The 15,453-nt window shown below is 73.3% G+C and carries 13 protein-coding genes and 1 pseudogene; 2 read left to right on the top strand and 12 right to left on the bottom strand.

The genetic code is table 11. From position 1 onward, the window contains the following. Nucleotides 1-168: 168 nt before the first annotated feature. Together BMW67_RS13795 and BMW67_RS13790 are read left to right on the top strand one after the other, a co-directional pair. Nucleotides 169-3,675: an indolepyruvate ferredoxin oxidoreductase family protein gene (locus tag BMW67_RS13795; protein ID WP_091764269.1), complete on the top strand. Its 3,507-nt coding sequence runs from the start codon at nt 169-171 to the stop codon at nt 3,673-3,675. A 131-nt stretch (nt 3,676-3,806) separates the two neighbouring features. Further along, nucleotides 3,807-4,292 (top strand): Lrp/AsnC family transcriptional regulator, encoded by a 486-nt coding sequence (locus tag BMW67_RS13790; RefSeq protein ID WP_072748250.1) that lies wholly within the window; start codon nt 3,807-3,809, stop codon nt 4,290-4,292. Between the two features lie 566 nt (nt 4,293-4,858). Here the strand turns inward: BMW67_RS13790 and rplS are convergent. From rplS to BMW67_RS13730, 12 genes and pseudogenes are all read right to left on the bottom strand, one after another. Then, nucleotides 4,859-5,233, bottom strand: coding sequence for a 50S ribosomal protein L19 (gene rplS, locus BMW67_RS13785; protein ID WP_072748249.1), 375 nt, complete (start codon nt 5,231-5,233; stop codon nt 4,859-4,861). Beyond that, complete coding sequence (gene trmD, locus BMW67_RS13780; RefSeq protein WP_072748248.1) at nt 5,233-6,033, bottom strand: tRNA (guanosine(37)-N1)-methyltransferase TrmD; 801 nt, start codon at nt 6,031-6,033, stop codon at nt 5,233-5,235. The genes rplS and trmD overlap by 1 nt, the downstream gene beginning before the upstream one ends. Before the next feature lie 113 nt (nt 6,034-6,146). Continuing rightward, a pseudogene (gene rimM / locus BMW67_RS13775) lies at nt 6,147-6,674 on the bottom strand (ribosome maturation factor RimM); the annotation flags it as partial. 51 nt (nt 6,675-6,725) lie between these two features. Then, nucleotides 6,726-7,358 carry a 5,6-dimethylbenzimidazole synthase gene (bluB, locus tag BMW67_RS13770; protein ID WP_072748247.1) on the bottom strand — a complete coding sequence of 211 codons (633 nt, stop codon included), beginning with the start codon at nt 7,356-7,358 and terminating at the stop codon, nt 6,726-6,728. A 33-nt stretch (nt 7,359-7,391) separates the two neighbouring features. After that, nucleotides 7,392-7,754 (bottom strand): 30S ribosomal protein S16, encoded by a 363-nt coding sequence (gene rpsP / locus BMW67_RS13765; RefSeq protein WP_072748246.1) that lies wholly within the window; start codon nt 7,752-7,754, stop codon nt 7,392-7,394. A gap of 39 nt (nt 7,755-7,793) precedes the next feature. Beyond that, complete coding sequence (locus BMW67_RS13760) at nt 7,794-8,090, bottom strand: chorismate mutase (protein ID WP_370426856.1); 297 nt, start codon at nt 8,088-8,090, stop codon at nt 7,794-7,796. Between the two features lie 5 nt (nt 8,091-8,095). Then, nucleotides 8,096-9,610: a signal recognition particle protein gene (gene ffh / locus BMW67_RS13755; protein ID WP_072748244.1), complete on the bottom strand. Its 1,515-nt coding sequence runs from the start codon at nt 9,608-9,610 to the stop codon at nt 8,096-8,098. 200 nt (nt 9,611-9,810) lie between these two features. Further along, the gene (locus tag BMW67_RS13750) at nt 9,811-10,398 is read right to left on the bottom strand and encodes an invasion associated locus B family protein (RefSeq protein ID WP_072748243.1); all 588 of its coding nucleotides are present in this window, start codon (nt 10,396-10,398) and stop codon (nt 9,811-9,813) included. 285 nt (nt 10,399-10,683) lie between these two features. After that, nucleotides 10,684-11,646, bottom strand: a complete 963-nt coding sequence (locus BMW67_RS13745; protein WP_177174515.1) for a metal ABC transporter permease — start codon at nt 11,644-11,646, stop codon at nt 10,684-10,686. Next, nucleotides 11,643-12,875: a metal ABC transporter permease gene (locus BMW67_RS13740; protein ID WP_072748242.1), complete on the bottom strand. Its 1,233-nt coding sequence runs from the start codon at nt 12,873-12,875 to the stop codon at nt 11,643-11,645. The genes BMW67_RS13745 and BMW67_RS13740 overlap by 4 nt, the downstream gene beginning before the upstream one ends. 649 nt (nt 12,876-13,524) lie before the next feature. Then, nucleotides 13,525-14,268, bottom strand: a complete 744-nt coding sequence (locus BMW67_RS13735; RefSeq protein WP_072748298.1) for a metal ABC transporter ATP-binding protein — start codon at nt 14,266-14,268, stop codon at nt 13,525-13,527. Between the two features lie 92 nt (nt 14,269-14,360). Then, nucleotides 14,361-15,368 (bottom strand): metal ABC transporter solute-binding protein, Zn/Mn family, encoded by a 1,008-nt coding sequence (locus BMW67_RS13730; RefSeq protein ID WP_072748241.1) that lies wholly within the window; start codon nt 15,366-15,368, stop codon nt 14,361-14,363. Between the last annotated feature and the right edge of the window lie 85 nt (nt 15,369-15,453).

The raw sequence follows: 15,453 nt of genomic DNA, 5'->3' as shown, positions 1-15,453 counted from the left end.
AGATAGGATGGAAACCCAGAAAAATACCACATCATGGGATGACGTTGCGCAAGGTCGCAATCGCTGCCCTGTTTGCGCAAATCCAGCCTCGCGCCCTTGCGCTATGATTGACGCAAGGACAGGTCGGCGCCGCGGCGCCGCCGAAGCGCCATGCAGGGAGAATTGCGAATGAACGCGCCCATCACGCTCGACGACAAATACGCCGCCGAAAGCGGCCAGGTCTTCATGAGCGGCACGCAGGCGCTGGTGCGCCTGCCCATCGCCCAGATGCGCCGCGACCGCGCGGCGGGGCTCAACACCGGGGCCTTCATCTCGGGCTATCGCGGCTCGCCGCTGGGGGGCTACGACCAGCAGCTGGCGAAGGCGCGCAAGCACCTGGCGCCGCTCGACATCCATTTCCAACCCGGCGTGAACGAAGAGCTGGCCGCGACCGCCGTCTGGGGCTCGCAGCAGCTGCACCTGTCGCCCGGGGCGAAGAAGGACGGGGTGCTGGGCATCTGGTATGGCAAGGGGCCGGGCGTGGACCGCTGCGGCGACGTCTTCAAGCATGCCAACGCCGCCGGCACGGCCCCCCATGGCGGCGTGCTGTGCATCGCGGGCGACGACCATACGTGCAAGTCCTCGACCATTCCGCACCAGTCGGACCACGCCTTCATGTCGGCCCTGATGCCGATGATCTACCCCTCTTCGGTGCATGAATTCCTTGAATACGGCCTGCTCGGCGTCGCCATGTCGCGCTGGTCGGGCTGCTGGGTGGGCTTCAAGGTGATCGCCGACACGGTCGAGACCAGCTCGATCGTGGACCTGTCGCAGGAGCGGCGCGAATTCGTCATTCCCGAGGATTTCGAGATGCCCCCGGGCGGGCTCAACCTGCGCTGGCCCGACCCGCCGCTCGAGCAGGACCTGCGGCTGCAGGAATACAAGGGCTACGCCGCGCTGGCCTTCGCGCGCGCCAACCGCCTGGACGAGACGATCATCGACGCGCCGGGCGCGCGCTTGGGCATCGTCGCCTCGGGCAAGGCCTATGAGGACGCGCGCCAGGCCCTGCGCGAGCTCGGGATCGGCGAGGACGAGGCCCGCGCCATCGGCCTGCGGCTTTACAAGGTGCGCATGCCCTGGCCGCTGGAGCCGCACGGCATCCGCCATTTCGCCGAGGGGCTGGACGAGGTGGTGATCCTGGAAGAGCGGCGCGAGATCATCGAGAACCAGATCAAGCAGCAGCTGTTCAACTGGCGCGCCGACGTGCGGCCCAGGATCATCGGCAAGTTCGACCACCACGACCACGCGATCCTGAGCCATTCCAAGGCGCTGACCGTCGAGGACGCGGCCAACGTCATCGGCGCGCGCATCGCGCGGCTCGAGCTGGACGAGGGGCTCAAGGCCCGCATCGCCGAGCGGCTGAGCGCGTTGCAGGCCCGCGCCGCCCGCGCCCGCGCCCACGAGGCCCCCGTGGCGCGCACGCCCTTCTATTGCTCGGGCTGCCCGCACAACACCTCGACCAAGGTGCCCGAGGGCTCGAAGGCCATGGCCGGCATCGGCTGCCACTACATGGTCACCTGGATGGACCGCAACACCGAGACCTTCACCCAGATGGGCGGCGAGGGCGTGCCCTGGATCGGCATCGCCCCCTTCACCGAGGAAAAGCACCGCTTCGTCAATCTGGGCGACGGCACCTTCTTCCACTCGGGCCATCTGGCCATCCGCCAGGCGGTGGCCGCGGGGGTCAACGTCACCTACAAGATCCTCTACAACGACGCCGTGGCGATGACGGGCGGGCAGGTGGTGGACGGGCCGCTGACCCCGGCCAAGGTCACGCGCCTTCTGCATGACGAGGGGGTGGCGCCCATCTATCTGGTCTCGGACGCGCCCGAGACCTACGAGGGCGCGTCCGATCTCGCCCCCGGCGTGACGGTGCTGCACCGCGACGAGTTCGACCGCCTCCAGCGCGAGATCCGCGAGGTTCCGGGCGTGTCGGCCATCGTCTACGTGCAGACCTGCGCGGCCGAGAAGCGCCGCCGGCGCAAGCGCGGGCTGATGGAGGACCCCAAAAAGCGCGTCTTCATCAACCCCGAGGTCTGCGAGGGCTGCGGCGATTGCTCGATCCAGTCCAACTGCGTCTCGATCGAGCCGCTCGAGACCCCGATGGGCCGCAAGCGGACCATCAACCAGTCCACCTGCAACAAGGACTATTCGTGCGTGAAGGGCTTCTGCCCCTCCTTCGTCACGCTCGAGGGCGCCGAGCTGAAGAAAAGCCGCGGCGGCGCCGGCCCGGCCGAGGTCGCCGATCTGCCCATGCCCGCGATCCGCGACGTGGACGAGCCCTGGAACATCGCCATCGCCGGCGTCGGCGGCACGGGCGTGCTGACCATCGGCGCGATCCTGGGCATGGCGGCGCATCTGGACGGCAAGGCGGCGATGCTGCTGGACATGGCGGGGCTGGCGCAGAAGGGCGGGGCGGTGCTCAGCCATGTGCGCATCGGCCGGCGGGCCGAGGACGTGGCTGCGCCGCGCATCGTGCCGGGGGCGGCGGATCTGATGATCGCGGCCGACGACGTGGTCGCCGCCTCGGCCGAGGCGCGGGGCCTGTGCGACCCCGAACGCACCCATGGCGTGGTCAACACCGCGCTCACGCCCGTGGCCGATTTCGTGCGCAACCGCGATTTCGACTTCAAGGCCCATGCGGTGCTGGCTTCGCTGCGCAAGACGCTGACGCCCGACTCGGCCTTCCTCGACTTCCGCGCCGCGGCCGAGGCGACGGCGGGCGACGCCATCGCCGCCAATGTGATGATGCTCGGGCATGCCTGGCAGTCGGGCTGGGCGCCGATCTCGCTCGACGCGATCATGGCGGCGATCGAGCTCAACGGCGTCGCCGTCGAGGCCAACAAGGCGGCCTTCGACTGGGGGCGGCTGCTGGCCGCGCGGCCCGAGAAGATGAAGGAGCTCCTGCGCCCCGAGGACGCGCCGCCGGCGCTCGAGGACATGACCCTCGCGCAGATCGTCGCCCATCGCGAGGCGCATCTGACCGCCTATCAGGGCAAGCGCCTGGCGCGGCGCTGGCGCGCGCTGGTCGAGCGCGTGCGCGCCGCCGAGCAGGCCCTGGGCATGGACCCCGACGCGCCCGGCTCGCTGACGCGCGCGGCGGCGGTGTCCTACGCCAAGGTGCTGGCCTACAAGGACGAATACGAGGTGGCGCGGCTCTTGTCCGACCAGGGCTGGATCGCGGGGCTCAAGGCCCGTTTCGACGGCGAAGTCACGCTCAGCTACAATCTTGCGCCGCCCTTCCTGGGCGGGACGGATGCGAACGGGCGCCCGAAGAAGCGCGTCTTCGGTCCGTGGCTGCGCCCGTTGCTGAAGCTGCTGCGCCACGGCAAGGCGCTGCGCGGCACGCCGCTCGACCCCTTCGGCCGCTCCGAGGAGCGCCGCGCCGAGCGTCGGCTCATCGCCCGCTTCGAAGAGGATGTCGAGACCGCGCTCGGCGCCCTGCGTCCCGAGACCGCCGAGACGGCGCGCGCGCTGCTGGCGCTGCCCCAGCAGATCCGCGGCTTCGGTCCGGTCAAGGCCGAAGCCATGCGCAAGGCCGAGGCGGCGCGCGCGCGCCTGCTCGAGGCGCTGCGCAGCCCCGCCGCGCCCGGCCCCGAGGCGGCGCCCGACCAAAGCCGCATCGCCGCCCAGTGACGGCGCGCCCCGGCGCTTGCCTGCGCGCCGGGGCGGGTGCATTCTGGACGCCAAGCCCGACGGCCTGTCCCTCGCCGCGCCAGGAGACGCGCCATGACCCACCGGCCCACCCCGCCCCGGAGCGCGGGGCCATGAGCGCCCCGCGCCGCGCCGCGCCGCGCACCCTCGACGACGCCGATCTGCGCATCCTGCGCGTGCTCCAGAGCGAGCCGGCGCTGACCGTGGCCGAGGTGGGCGAGCGCGTGGGCCTGTCGCACACCCCCTGCTGGCGGCGCATCAAGCAGATGGAGGAGGCCGGCGTCATCCGCGGCCGCGCCGTGCTGCTGGACCCCGACGCGCTGGGCTTCGAGGTGTCGGTCTTCTGCCTGGTGCGGCTGACGCATCACGACGAAGAGGCGCTCAACGCCTTCGAGGAAGCCGCCCGGCGCCTTCCCGAGATCCTGCAATGCTACTCGCTGGCGGGCGAGAACGACTACATCCTGCGCGTGCTGGTGCGCTCGGTGAAGGAATACGAGCAGGTGGTCAAGGTCTCGATCCTGCACCTGCCGCATGTGAGCCATGTGCAGTCGAACTTCGCCCTGCGCGAGGTCAAGAACACCCTGGCCCTGCCGATCTGAGCGCCGCCGGGGGCGTCCGGCCCTGATGGCGCGGGTCAGGCGGCGGGGAGGGACGCGGCGCGCCGCGGCGCAAGGCTTCGGCCCCGCAAGGCGCGCGGCGGCCCCCGGAAAGCGCCCGTCGCCCCGGTCCCGAAGGCGCGCCCGCGCGGCTCGGACCCTGCGCCGCTCCGCACGCCCGCGGCCGGGACCCTGCGCCGCCTGCAACGCACGCAGCCGAGCGTCGGCGCGGCCCCGAACGCCTGCGGCCCGGCGCCGGCGCAGCCCATGACGCGCGGCCCCGCACGCCCGCGGCCTGACTGGCGCGCAGCCCAGTGCGCACGCCGCTCGGCTTGAGCGTAGCCCCAAACGCGTGCGGCCCCGAACGCAGCCCCAAACGCGCGCAGCCCCAAGCGCCCGGTCTCCAGCGCCGGCGCAGCCCCGAACGCGCGCGGCCCTGAACGCCTGCGGCCCGGAACGCGCGCAGCGCTAAACGCGCGCACCCCAAACGCCGCTCGAAACGCGCGCGGCGCCCGCAGGGGGCGCCGCGAAGACGGGCGCCGCGCGGGCGCCGCCATGCCCTGGAAGGCTCAGTCTTCCTTGGGCTTGTAGTTGCTGCGCTCGGCGATGCGGGCCGATTTGCCGCGGCGCGCGCGCAGATAGTAGAGCTTGGCGCGGCGCACCTTGCCGCGGCGCACCACGGTGATGCTGTCGATCAGCGGCGAGTGCAGCGGGAACACGCGCTCGACGCCCTCGCCGAACGAGATCTTGCGCACGGTGAAGGACGCGCCCAGGCCCGAGCCGCCATTGCGCGCGATGCACACGCCCTCGTAGTTCTGGACGCGGGTGCGGTTGCCCTCGGTCACCTTGAAGCCCACGCGCACCGTGTCGCCCGGGGCGAAATCGGGGATGTCCTTGCCAAGCTCCTTGATGTGCTCGGCCTCGATCTGCTGAAGCAGGTTCATCAGCGTTCGTCCTTCTTCTGCCCGCCTGTCGCGGCGGAGGTTTTCGCGTCCGAGAGCTCTGCCTCTCCTTCCGGGTCCGCGCTGCCTTCCGACAGGGCCCGCCAGAGGTCGGGACGACGTTCCTTGGTCAGGCGTTCGGACTGGGCGCGCCGCCAGGCGGCGATCTTCGCGTGATGGCCGGAGAGGAGCACCTCCGGTATCGCGCGGCCTTCCCATTCCGTCGGCCTCGTATACTGCGGGTGTTCGAGCAGACCGGAAGAGAACGATTCCTCCTGCGTCGACTCGGCGTTCCCGAGAACGCGGGGTATAAGCCGAACCGTGGCGTCGATCAATGCCATGGCGGGAATTTCTCCGCCCGTCAGCACGAAATCGCCCAGCGACACCTCCTCGACGCCGCGCGCGTCCAGAACGCGCTGGTCCACGCCCTCGAAACGGCCGCAAAGCAGCGTCGCGCCCCGGCAGGCCGCAAGGCGCCGCGCCATGGCCTGATCGAAGCGCCGCCCGCGCGGCGACAGGTAGATGATCGGCCATTCTTCGCGCGACAGCCCCGCATCGGCGTGGTCGATGGCCGCGGCCACCACGTCGGGACGCATGACCATGCCCGGCCCGCCCCCCGCCGGCGGCGCGTCCACCGAGCGGTGGCGGTCGAAGGCGAAGTCGCGGATGTCGATGGGCTCGAGCGCCCACAGGCCGCGCTCCAGCGCCCGGCCGGTCAGCGACATGCCGAGCGGGCCGGGGAACATCTGCGGAAACAGCGTCAGCACCCGCGCGGTCCAGACGCCGGGGGCGGGCGCCTTCATGCCCCGTCGCCCCCGTCGGGCGCGTCGCGCGCGCCGGGCGCGTCGGGCGCGTCGCCGCCAGCGCCCGCGTCGTCGGCCCCGGGGGCGGCGTCCGCGTCGTCGCCGCGGGCGGGGAAGACGCCCTCGGGCGGGTCGGCCACGATGCGCCCGGCGGCAAGATCCACCGTCGGCGCCGCCTCGCGGGTGAAGGGCAGAAGGGCGGTGTGCGTCAGCCCCGGCCCGGCGATCTCGAGAATGTCGCCCGCGCCGTGGTCATGCACCGCGATCACCCGCCCAAGGGGGGCGCCGCCGACGCTGACCACCTCGAGCCCGATGAGGTCGGCGTGGTAGAATTCGTCCTCGGGCAACGAGGGCAGCCGCTCGCGCGGGGCGTAAAGGCGCAGCCCGCGCAGCGCCTCGGCCTGCTCGCGCGTGCTCACGCCCGACAGGCGCGCGGCGTAGCCGTCCTTGAGCGGCCGGATCAGCGTGACCGAAAAGCTGCGTCCGTCGGCGGCGACCAGCGGCGCATAGTCGGCGATGGCGGCGGGCTCGGCGCAGAAGGATTTGAGCCGCACCTCGCCGCGCACGCCATAGGCGCCGGCCACGGCGCCGACGCAGACATGTCCGGCGGGGGCGTCGTCATGCGCCTTGGATGCGGTCATGGGCGTCGTCTCCTTGCGGGGCGGCCCCGCGCGCGGCGGGGACCGGCGCGGTCAGCGGACCAGCGGGCGGGGCGGCGCGGGGGCGCGCGACTCCCAGCCCGCGCGTTCAAGCTCGGGTTCTTCCAGGTTCTCTTCGGGCCAGCCGATGCACAGATAGGCCACCAGCGACCAGTCGGCGGGCACGTCCAGATCGCGCGCCAGCCGCTCGGGGTCCAGGATCGAGACCCAGCCCATGCCCAGCCCCGCGGCGCGCGCCGTCAGCCACATGTTCGTCACCGCCGCCACCACCGAGTAGCGGCGCGTCTCGGGCATGGTGGCGGCGCCCAGACCCGCGCCCTTGGGCGTGCTGTCGTCGCAGAAGACGGCCAGCTGCACGGGCGCCTCGCGCATGCCCGACAGCTTGAGCCCGGCGTAAAGGCGCGCGCGCTCGCCCGAATATCCGGCGAGCGCGCGGGCGTTGGCCTGCTGGAAATTCGCCAGCGCCGCGGCGCGGGCCGCTTCGCTGGCGACGTGGACGAAGCGCCACGGCTCGGACAGCCCGACCGAGGGCGCGAGGCGCGCGGCCGCGAGCATGGCCTCGATGACCTCGGCCGGCGCCGGGTCGGGGCGGAAGCGGCGAACGTCCCGGCGCAGCCGCATCAGCTCGGCGAGCCGGGCGCGGAAATCGTCGGGAAAGACGTCCATGCGCCGCCTCCTTGCGCCGCGGGCGCGCGGGGCTTACTCGGCCGAAGCCTCGGCGGCGGCGGCGGCCTTCTCGGCGCGGGCGGCGGCGCGCTCCTGCGCCTTCTTGCCCGGCTGGCCCTTCTTGAGGTTGGCGCGCTGCTTCTTCTCGATGGCGCCCGCCGCCTCGAGGAAGCGCGAGACGCGGTCGGTCGGCTGCGCGCCCTTGGAGATCCACTCCATGATGCGCTCGACGTTCAGCTTGACGCGGTCCTCGCTGTCCTTGGGCAGGAGCGGGTTGTAGGTGCCCAGCTTCTCGATGAAGCGGCCGTCGCGCGGCGCGCGGCTGTCGGCGGCGACGACGCGGTAGAAGGGACGCTTCTTCGAGCCCGCGCGGGCGAGGCGGATCTTGATGGCCATTGTCGTGTCTCCTTGGATGACCGGTGGCGGGCCGAGGCCCTATTTCTGCATCTGCTCGTGGTGGCGAATGACTTCCTGAATGATGAAGCTCAGGAACTTCTTCGCGAATTCGGGGTCCAGGTCGGCGTCCTGCGCCAGCTTCTGCAGGCGGGCGATCTGGCGCTCTTCGCGGGCGGGGTCGGCGGGGGGCAGGTCGTGCTCGGCCTTGAGCCGCCCGACCGCCTTGGTCGCCTTGAAGCGCTGGGCCAGGGTGTAGACCAGGATCGCGTCCAGATTGTCGATGTCGGCGCGGTAGGCGGCCAGAAGCTGCTGCGCGCGGGCGGCGTCGTTCTGCATTTCGCTCATTTCTTCTTGCCCGCTCCGCGCGTCAGGCCCGCAAGGCCCGGCGGCAGCGCCCCGCCGCCCAGACCGGGCAGCCCGCCCGGCAGGCCCGGGGGCGTCGCGCCGGGCGCCAGGCCGGGCGGAAGGCCCGCCGCGTCGGGCGCCGGCGCGCCCTTGCCCAGCAGCGCGCCAAGGCCGCCGCGCAGCAGGCCCTTCTTGCCCATCTTGCCCATCTTGCCCATTTTCTTCATCATGTCCGCCATCTGGCGGTGCATCTTCAGAAGCTTGTTGACGTCCGAGACCTCAAGCCCGCAGCCCCTGGCCACGCGCTTCTTGCGGCTGGCCTGCATGATCTGGGGGTTGCGGCGCTCGGCCTTGGTCATGGACTGGATGATGGCGATCTGGCGCCGCAGCACCTTGTCGTCGAGGCCCGCGGCGTCCAGCTGCTTCTGCATCTTGCCCATGCCCGGCAGCATGGACATCAGGCCGCCGACGCCGCCCATGCGCAGCATCTGCTCGAGCTGGGTCTTGAGGTCGTTCATGTCGAAGCGGCCCTGACGGAACCGCTTCATCATGCGCTCGGCCTCTTCCTGCTCGATCGTCTCCTGCGCCTTCTCGACCAGGCTGACGATGTCGCCCATGCCCAGGATGCGGCCGGCCACGCGCTCGGGGTGGAATTCCTCGAGCGCGTCCATCTTCTCGCCCAGGCCGACGAACTTGATCGGCTTGCCGGTGACGGCGCGCATCGACAGCGCCGCGCCGCCGCGCCCGTCGCCGTCCATGCGCGTCAGCACGACGCCGGTGACGCCGATGCGGCGGTCGAAATTCTCGGCCGTGTGCACCGCGTCCTGGCCGGTCAGGCCGTCGACGACCAGCAGCGTCTCGCGCGGCTTGACCTCGTCGCGCACGGCCGCGACCTCGGCCATGAGCTCGTCGTCGATGGACAGGCGCCCGGCGGTGTCGAGCAGGTAGACGTCGTAGCCCCCCAGCATGGCCTGCTGGCGCGCGCGCCGGGCGATCTGCACCGGCGTTTCGCCGGGCACGATGGGCAGCACGTCCACCCCGATCTGCGCGCCCAGCACGGCCAGCTGCTCCATCGCCGCGGGGCGGCGCGTGTCGAGCGAGGCCATCAGGACCTTCTTGCAATCCTTCTCCTTCAGGCGGCGGGCGAGCTTGGCGGTGGTGGTCGTCTTGCCCGAGCCCTGAAGGCCGACCATCAGCACCGGCGCGGGCGGGCTGTCGATGCGCAGGGCGCCGATCTCGCCCTCGTCGCCCGCCAGCATGGCCACCAGCTCGTCATGGACGATCTTGACCACCTGCTGGCCCGGCGTGACCGAGCGCGTGACCGCCTGGCCGGCGGCCTTGGCCTGCACCTGGCGGATGAAGTCGCGCGCCACGGGCAGCGACACGTCCGCCTCGAGCAGCGCCACGCGCACCTCGCGCAGCGCCGCCGAGACGTCGGCCTCGGTCAGCGCGCCCTGCCTGGTGAGCTTGTCGAACACGCCCGAAAGGCGCTCTGAAAGGCTCTCGAACATCGGCGCCCCTCCTTGAGGCGAACGTTGCGGTGCGCCGCGGCCCCGGGGCCGTCGGCAAGCGGTTTCGCGCCGGCGGGCGCAACGCGCTGGCCGGCGGCGATCCCCGCGCATGGCGGGGACCGGAAGCGTTGGCTTCCGGGGATTCCCGCGTCAGATACGCCGCCCGGCCCGGCAAGTCAACCGCGCCGGGCGCGGGCGCGTCAGGGCTCGAGCGCGTTCCACGCCGCGGTGAAGCCGGTGAGCGAGATATCCACCGGGATCTCGCGGTTGGGCGGGGCGACGATGGTGAAGGTGGCCTTGGCGCCCTTCTTCATGGCCGCGATCAGGCGGTTCGGCGCCGGCTGCTGCAGGATGCACCCGCCGCGGTCGCAGATGGTGTAGCCGGCGACCAGGGGCTTGTCGCGGTCGATCTGGATGCGCACGCCCGCGGGCAGCAGCACGCCCAGCGGCACCGCCACCTGCATGGCCGCCTCGACCGTGCCGGCCTGGGTCTGCTGGGGCGGGATCTTGCGGATGCGCACCTGCATGATCTTCTGCCCCTGGGCGTTGAAGCCGTCCTGCAGCATCACGCAGGGCTTGCCCTCGGGCACGCAGACCACGCGCCAGTCGCCATGCCGCGCCACCTCGACCTCGCGCGGGGCGGCCGGGGCGGTCCTGGGCGCCTCGGCCTGCGCCGCCGGCGGCGCGGCGGGCTGGGGGGCCGGCTGGGGCGCGGCGGTCTGCGACCAGGCGGGGGCGGCTGCGGCCAGGGCCGCCGCGGCGAGCGCGATGCGAAGGGTGGAGGTCATGGGGTCGGTCGTCCTGAGTTTGTCCAGCCAAGAGCGGCGCCGGCGCCGCCCGTCTCGTGTCTGGGCGCGCGCGGCGGCGAAATCAAGGCCAAAGCCCGCCGCGCCCGGCGAATGCGCGCAGGAAATCGCGAGCGCCGTGGGGCGGCGCCCGCTTTCACGCACCGGTTTTCCGGATGTCGTCTCTTCCCTGTCGGACTGGCTCGGCCAATCGCTGAGGGCACGCTAGGCCGAGTCGCTCGGACGGTCAAGCCCTTGACTTGGCGGGAATCGCCGCCGCCCGCGCCCTCATCTTCCCTCGGCGCCGAGCGCCCCGCCCGCGCGCCGCCGCGCCGGCCCCGCCACGCAGGCCAGCGCCAGGATCAGCCCCGAGACCACCGCGATCATCCCCGCCGCGCTGACCGAGCCGCGCGCCCCCAGCCACAGCGGCCCGTAGCCCGCCAGCACATAGCCGACCAGCGCCGACAGCGCCGCGAACAGCATGCTCAGCCAGACCTGCCGCGACAGCGTGTTCGCGCACAGCCGCGCCGCCGCGGGCGGGCAGATGAACATGGCGATGACCAGGATCGAGCCCACCGCGTCGAAGGCCGCCACCGCCGCCGCCGCGGTCGCGCCCGTCAGGCCCAGGCTCAGCGCGCGCACCGGCACGCCGATGACCTGCGCATGGCCGGGGTCGAAGGTCGAGATGGTCAGCTCCTTCCAGAACAGCCGCGTCAGCGCCGCCATCGCCGCCAGCGCCGCCGCCAGCCGCCACAGCGGCGCCGGCAGCCCCGCCAGGGCGCGCGGATCGGCCGCCGAGCTCCAGCCCGTCGCGTCGAACCAGATCAGGCTTTCGAGATTGCCGTAAAGCGCGTGCTCGACGTCCAGATGCACGCCCGAGGCGCCCGTGCGCTCGAGCATCAGCACCCCCAGCGCGAACATGGCCGTGAACACCACGCCCATGGCCGCCCCGGGCTCGAGCCGGCCCACGCGCCGCACCGCCTCGATCATGCCCGCCGCGACAAGGGCCGCCGCGCCCGCGCCCAGCATCATCGTTCCGCCGGCCATCGAGCCGGTCAGCAGGAAGGCGGCGACGATGCCGGGCAGCGCCACATGCGAGACCGCATCGGCCAGCATCGACTGCCGGCGCAGCAGCAGAAAGTTGCCGGGCAGGGCGCAGCTCATCGCCGCCAGCGCGCCGATGACCATGGGCGGCAGGCTCAGCTGCACGAATTCCGGGCTCGAGATCTCGGCGATCAGGGAATCGATCATGGCGCCTCTCCGCCGCTTGCCATGGCCGCGTCCAGCGCCGCCAGCTGGTCGGGCGCCAGCATGCGCTCGAGCGGGGTCAGCCCGTCGTCGCGCGTCAGGAACTCGGTCAGCCCCGCATCCAGCGCGTAGCCCCCGCGCAGAAAGCTGCGTCGGCGCATGTCGCGCGCCACCTCGGCGGCGGCCGCAAGCCCGCGCGCGGTGGGCGCGCCGTCGGGACCGATCATGCCGGCCCGGCGCAGCGCGCGAAGCTGCGCCGCGTCGCCCGGGGCGGCGCCGCGCGCCAGGGCGGCCAGGCCCTGGCGCAGCAACATGCGCCGCCGCACCGCCCGCCTTGCGGCCAGCGCGGCCAGCGCGCCGCGCCTCGGCGCCGCCAGCATGGACAGCGCGAAAAGCCCGAACGCCGTCAGCACGATGAGCGCCCCCGCGGGCATGTCCTGCGCCGAGGCCGACAGCGCCGCGCCGATCCACCCCGCCGCCGCGCCCATCAGGGCGGCGAGCGCCGTCATCGCTTCGACCCGGTCGGTCCAGAAGCGCGCCGCCGCCGGCGGCACGATCAGCAAGGCCACCACCAGCACCAGCCCCACGATCTTGAGCCCGATCACCGTCACGCCGACCGCAAGGCCCATGATCGCCAGATCCACCGCGCGCACCGGCACGCCCATCGCCGCCGCATGGCCCGGATCGAAGCAGACCAGCGTCATCGGCGTGCGCAGCGCAAAGGCGATCAGTCCGGCCAGCGCGCCCGCCGCGGCGATGGTCAGCGCCTCGGCGCGCAGCATGCCCGCCGTCTGCCCCAGCAGAAAGCCCGACAGCCCCGCCGCCTTGCCCGCGTTCATGCCCTGGATCACCGTCAGCAGCACCACGCCCAGCCCGTAGAAGGTGGACAGGATCGCGCCGATGGCCGCGTCCTCGGGCAAGCGCGTGCGCGCGGCCATGCGGTCGGCCAGCCACATGCCCAGCGCCGCGCTCAGCGCCGAGCCCGCCAGCAGCCCCGGCAGCCAGCGCCCGTCGCCGCCCAGCCACGCCATCAGCATGAACGCCGCCGCCACCCCCGGCAGCGTGGCATGGGCCGCCGCGTCGGTGGCCAGGGCGCGCCGCCTGAGGCCCACGAAGGTTCCCGCCGCGCCGCCCGCCGCGCCGCCCAGCAGCGCCGCGCCGACGGCGACCAGCGCGGCGTTGTAGCCGGCGTTCAAGGTCAGGGCGCGCAGGAATTCGCTCATCGGGTCCATGATCACGAGATCCTGCTTCGCGCGGCACAGCCCCGCGCGCCTTTGCCCGCCGCTCCGGCGCGCCGCGCCCCCCCGGCGCCTTGCCCGCCCGCGGTCCGCGCCTGCCCCGCCGGGGCGCGAACGGCGCCGGCGTGGGGCGCGGCGGAAGCGGATGGCGCGGGACCGGACGGCGCAGGACCAGACGGGGCGGGAGCCGACGAGGCGCGATCGGGCGCGAACCATCGCCGCGACACGCCGGCGCCTCGGCGCGCGGCGGAACCGGCGGCAGGGCGGGGTCCGGCGGCGCAGGACGCGCGGCGGCGCGCGACGGGGCAAGGCGCGCGGCGGCGCGCGGCGGGGCAGGGCGCGTGGCGGCGCGCGACGGGGGAGGAGGCGCCGCTTGGCGCAACGGGGCAGCGCGCGGCGGGGCAGGGCGCGCAACAGGGCGCAACGGGACGAGGCGCGCTGCAGCGCGCGGCGGGGCAGGGCGCGTGGCGGCGCGCGATAGGGCAGGCCGCGCTGCTTGGCGCGGCGGGGCGGGGCGGGCGGCGGCGCATGGCGGGGCGGCGCGCAGCGAGTTCGGGCGCAGGGCGGCGCGCGGGGAGCCTGGCCGCCGGGTGGAGGCGCCCGGAAGGGTCCTGCGGCGCGCGGCGGGACCCGGCCGCGCGGGTCATGGCGTCGCCGCGGTCTCGAGCCGGCCTCCATAGGCCAGCCGCAGGTTGCGCGGGGTCAGCGTCTCGGCCGTCGGGCCCTGCGCCACGACCACGCGGTTGAGCAGCAGCGCCCGGTCGAAATAGACCGGCGCGGTGCTCAGATCATGATGCACGCAGACCACCGCCCGCCCGGCGTCGCGCAGCTGGCGCAGAACCGCGACGATGGCGCGCTCGGTCGCCGCGTCGACGCCGGCGAAGGGCTCGTCCAGCAGATAGGCCTGCGCGTCCTGCGCCAGGGCGCGGGCGATGAACACGCGCTGCTGCTGGCCGCCCGACAGCTCGCCAATCTGGCGCCGGGCGAAGCTCTCCATCCCCACCATGGCCAGGCATTCCATCGCCCGGCGGCGGTCGTTCCGGTCGAACAGGCGCCACAGCCCCTTGCGCCGGTAAAGCCCCATCAACGCCACGTCGATGACGCGGGCGGGGAACTCCCAATCCACCGAGGCGCGTTGCGGCACATAGGCGATCAGGTCGCGCGCGCGCTCGAGCGGGCGACCCAGGACGCGCACCTCGCCCGTCAGCCGCGGCACAAGCCCGAGCGCCGCCTTGAGCAGAGTCGACTTGCCCGCGCCGTTGGGACCGATGATGGCGGTCATGGCGCCGAGGGGAAAATCGGCGTCCACGTCCATGATCGCCGGGGTGCGCCCGTAGCTGACGCTCAGACCGCGCACGCTCATGCCCTGGGCGGGGGCGCGCGCCATGGTCGCCGTCCCGGCCTTCTCGGCCGCGCCCGCCGCGGCATCGCGCGCAAGCCGGGCGGGTCCGGCCGCCGCGGCGGCTTCGCAGGCGGCGCTCATGTTTGCGCCTCGCGCAGAAGCCCGCGCATGCCGCGCGCCGGCGCCCGTCCGCCCAGCGCGCGGGCGATGGCGGTCACGTTGTGATCGATCATGCCCAGATACGTGCCCTCGTAGCTGCCCTCGGGCCCCATGGCGTCCGAGTAGAGCTCGGCCCCCACGCGCACCTCGTGCCCGCGCGCGGCCGCGCCCTCGATCAGCGCGCGCAGATTGCGCTCGGAGACCGAGCTTTCCACGAACACCGCGCCCACGCGGCGCGAGACCAGCACGTCCACCAGCTGGCGGATGCGCTGCAGGCCGGCCTCGGACTCGGTGGACATGCCCTGCACGCCCATCACCTCGAAGCCATAGGCGCGGCCGAAATAGCCGAAGGCGTCATGCGCCGTGATCAGCACGCGCCGCTCGGGCGGGACGGTGGCCAGGGTCTCGCGCGCATAGGCGTCGAGGGCGGCCATCTCGGCGCCGTGCCGCTCGGCCGCGGCGGCGAAGGCGTCGGCGCCCTCGGGGTCGATGCGCGCAAGCAGCGCCGCCGCCGGCGTCAGCAGGCGCGCCCACAGGGCCGGGTCCATCCACACATGCGGGTCCCAGCGGTCGGGGTAGGAATCATGCGGGCGCAGCAGCGCGCGCGGCAGGGATTCGGCCAGCGCGGCGGCGGGCTTGCGCCGGGCCAGCTCGCGCAGGAAGTCGTCCATCTGCGCCTCGAGCCACAGCCCGTGCCACACCATCAGATCGGCGCGCAGCATCAGCGCCACGTCCGAGCGCGTCTGCCGGTAGGAATGCGGGTCGATCCCCGGGCCCATGAGCGCCCGGACCTCGGCCCGGCCGCCGGCCAGGTTGCGCATCATGTCGCCCAGCATCGAGGTGGTGCAGACGACGCGCGGCTTGTCCTGCGCGCGCAGCGGCGCGGCCGCCGCCAGCGCCAGCGCGGCGGCGCCGGCCAGCAGGCCCCGCCGGGTCGGCGCGGCGGCGCGGGCGTTGGCGGCTTGCGCCGGGCGTCGGTGGGTCATGCGCGGTTCTCCTTCTTGCGAGCCGTTCTCATCTAGGCGCGCGGACGGCGTCGCGTCAAGATGAATGAGAATGATTTTCAATTTC

Source organism: Oceanicella actignis (assembly GCF_900111545.1).
In the GTDB taxonomy this organism is placed as follows: Bacteria; Pseudomonadota; Alphaproteobacteria; order Rhodobacterales; family Rhodobacteraceae; genus Oceanicella; species Oceanicella actignis.
This window is presented reverse-complemented; position numbering and strand designations above follow the sequence as displayed.

Bases quoted from the DNA above. Each gene is read 5' to 3' on its own strand.
- BMW67_RS13795 (WP_091764269.1), top strand. From the start codon at position 169: ATGAACGCGCCCATCACGCTCGACGACAAATACGCCGCCGAAAGCGGC.
- BMW67_RS13790 (WP_072748250.1), top strand. From the start codon at position 3,807: ATGAGCGCCCCGCGCCGCGCCGCGCCGCGCACCCTCGACGACGCCGAT.
- rplS (WP_072748249.1), bottom strand. From the start codon at position 5,233: ATGAACCTGCTTCAGCAGATCGAGGCCGAGCACATCAAGGAGCTTGGC.
- trmD (WP_072748248.1), bottom strand. From the start codon at position 6,033: ATGAAGGCGCCCGCCCCCGGCGTCTGGACCGCGCGGGTGCTGACGCTG.
- bluB (WP_072748247.1), bottom strand. From the start codon at position 7,358: ATGGACGTCTTTCCCGACGATTTCCGCGCCCGGCTCGCCGAGCTGATG.
- rpsP (WP_072748246.1), bottom strand. From the start codon at position 7,754: ATGGCCATCAAGATCCGCCTCGCCCGCGCGGGCTCGAAGAAGCGTCCC.
- BMW67_RS13760 (WP_370426856.1), bottom strand. From the start codon at position 8,090: ATGCAGAACGACGCCGCCCGCGCGCAGCAGCTTCTGGCCGCCTACCGC.
- ffh (WP_072748244.1), bottom strand. From the start codon at position 9,610: ATGTTCGAGAGCCTTTCAGAGCGCCTTTCGGGCGTGTTCGACAAGCTC.
- BMW67_RS13750 (WP_072748243.1), bottom strand. From the start codon at position 10,398: ATGACCTCCACCCTTCGCATCGCGCTCGCCGCGGCGGCCCTGGCCGCA.
- BMW67_RS13745 (WP_177174515.1), bottom strand. From the start codon at position 11,646: ATGATCGATTCCCTGATCGCCGAGATCTCGAGCCCGGAATTCGTGCAG.
- BMW67_RS13740 (WP_072748242.1), bottom strand. From the start codon at position 12,875: ATGGACCCGATGAGCGAATTCCTGCGCGCCCTGACCTTGAACGCCGGC.
- BMW67_RS13735 (WP_072748298.1), bottom strand. From the start codon at position 14,268: ATGGCGCGCGCCCCCGCCCAGGGCATGAGCGTGCGCGGTCTGAGCGTC.
- BMW67_RS13730 (WP_072748241.1), bottom strand. From the start codon at position 15,368: ATGACCCACCGACGCCCGGCGCAAGCCGCCAACGCCCGCGCCGCCGCG.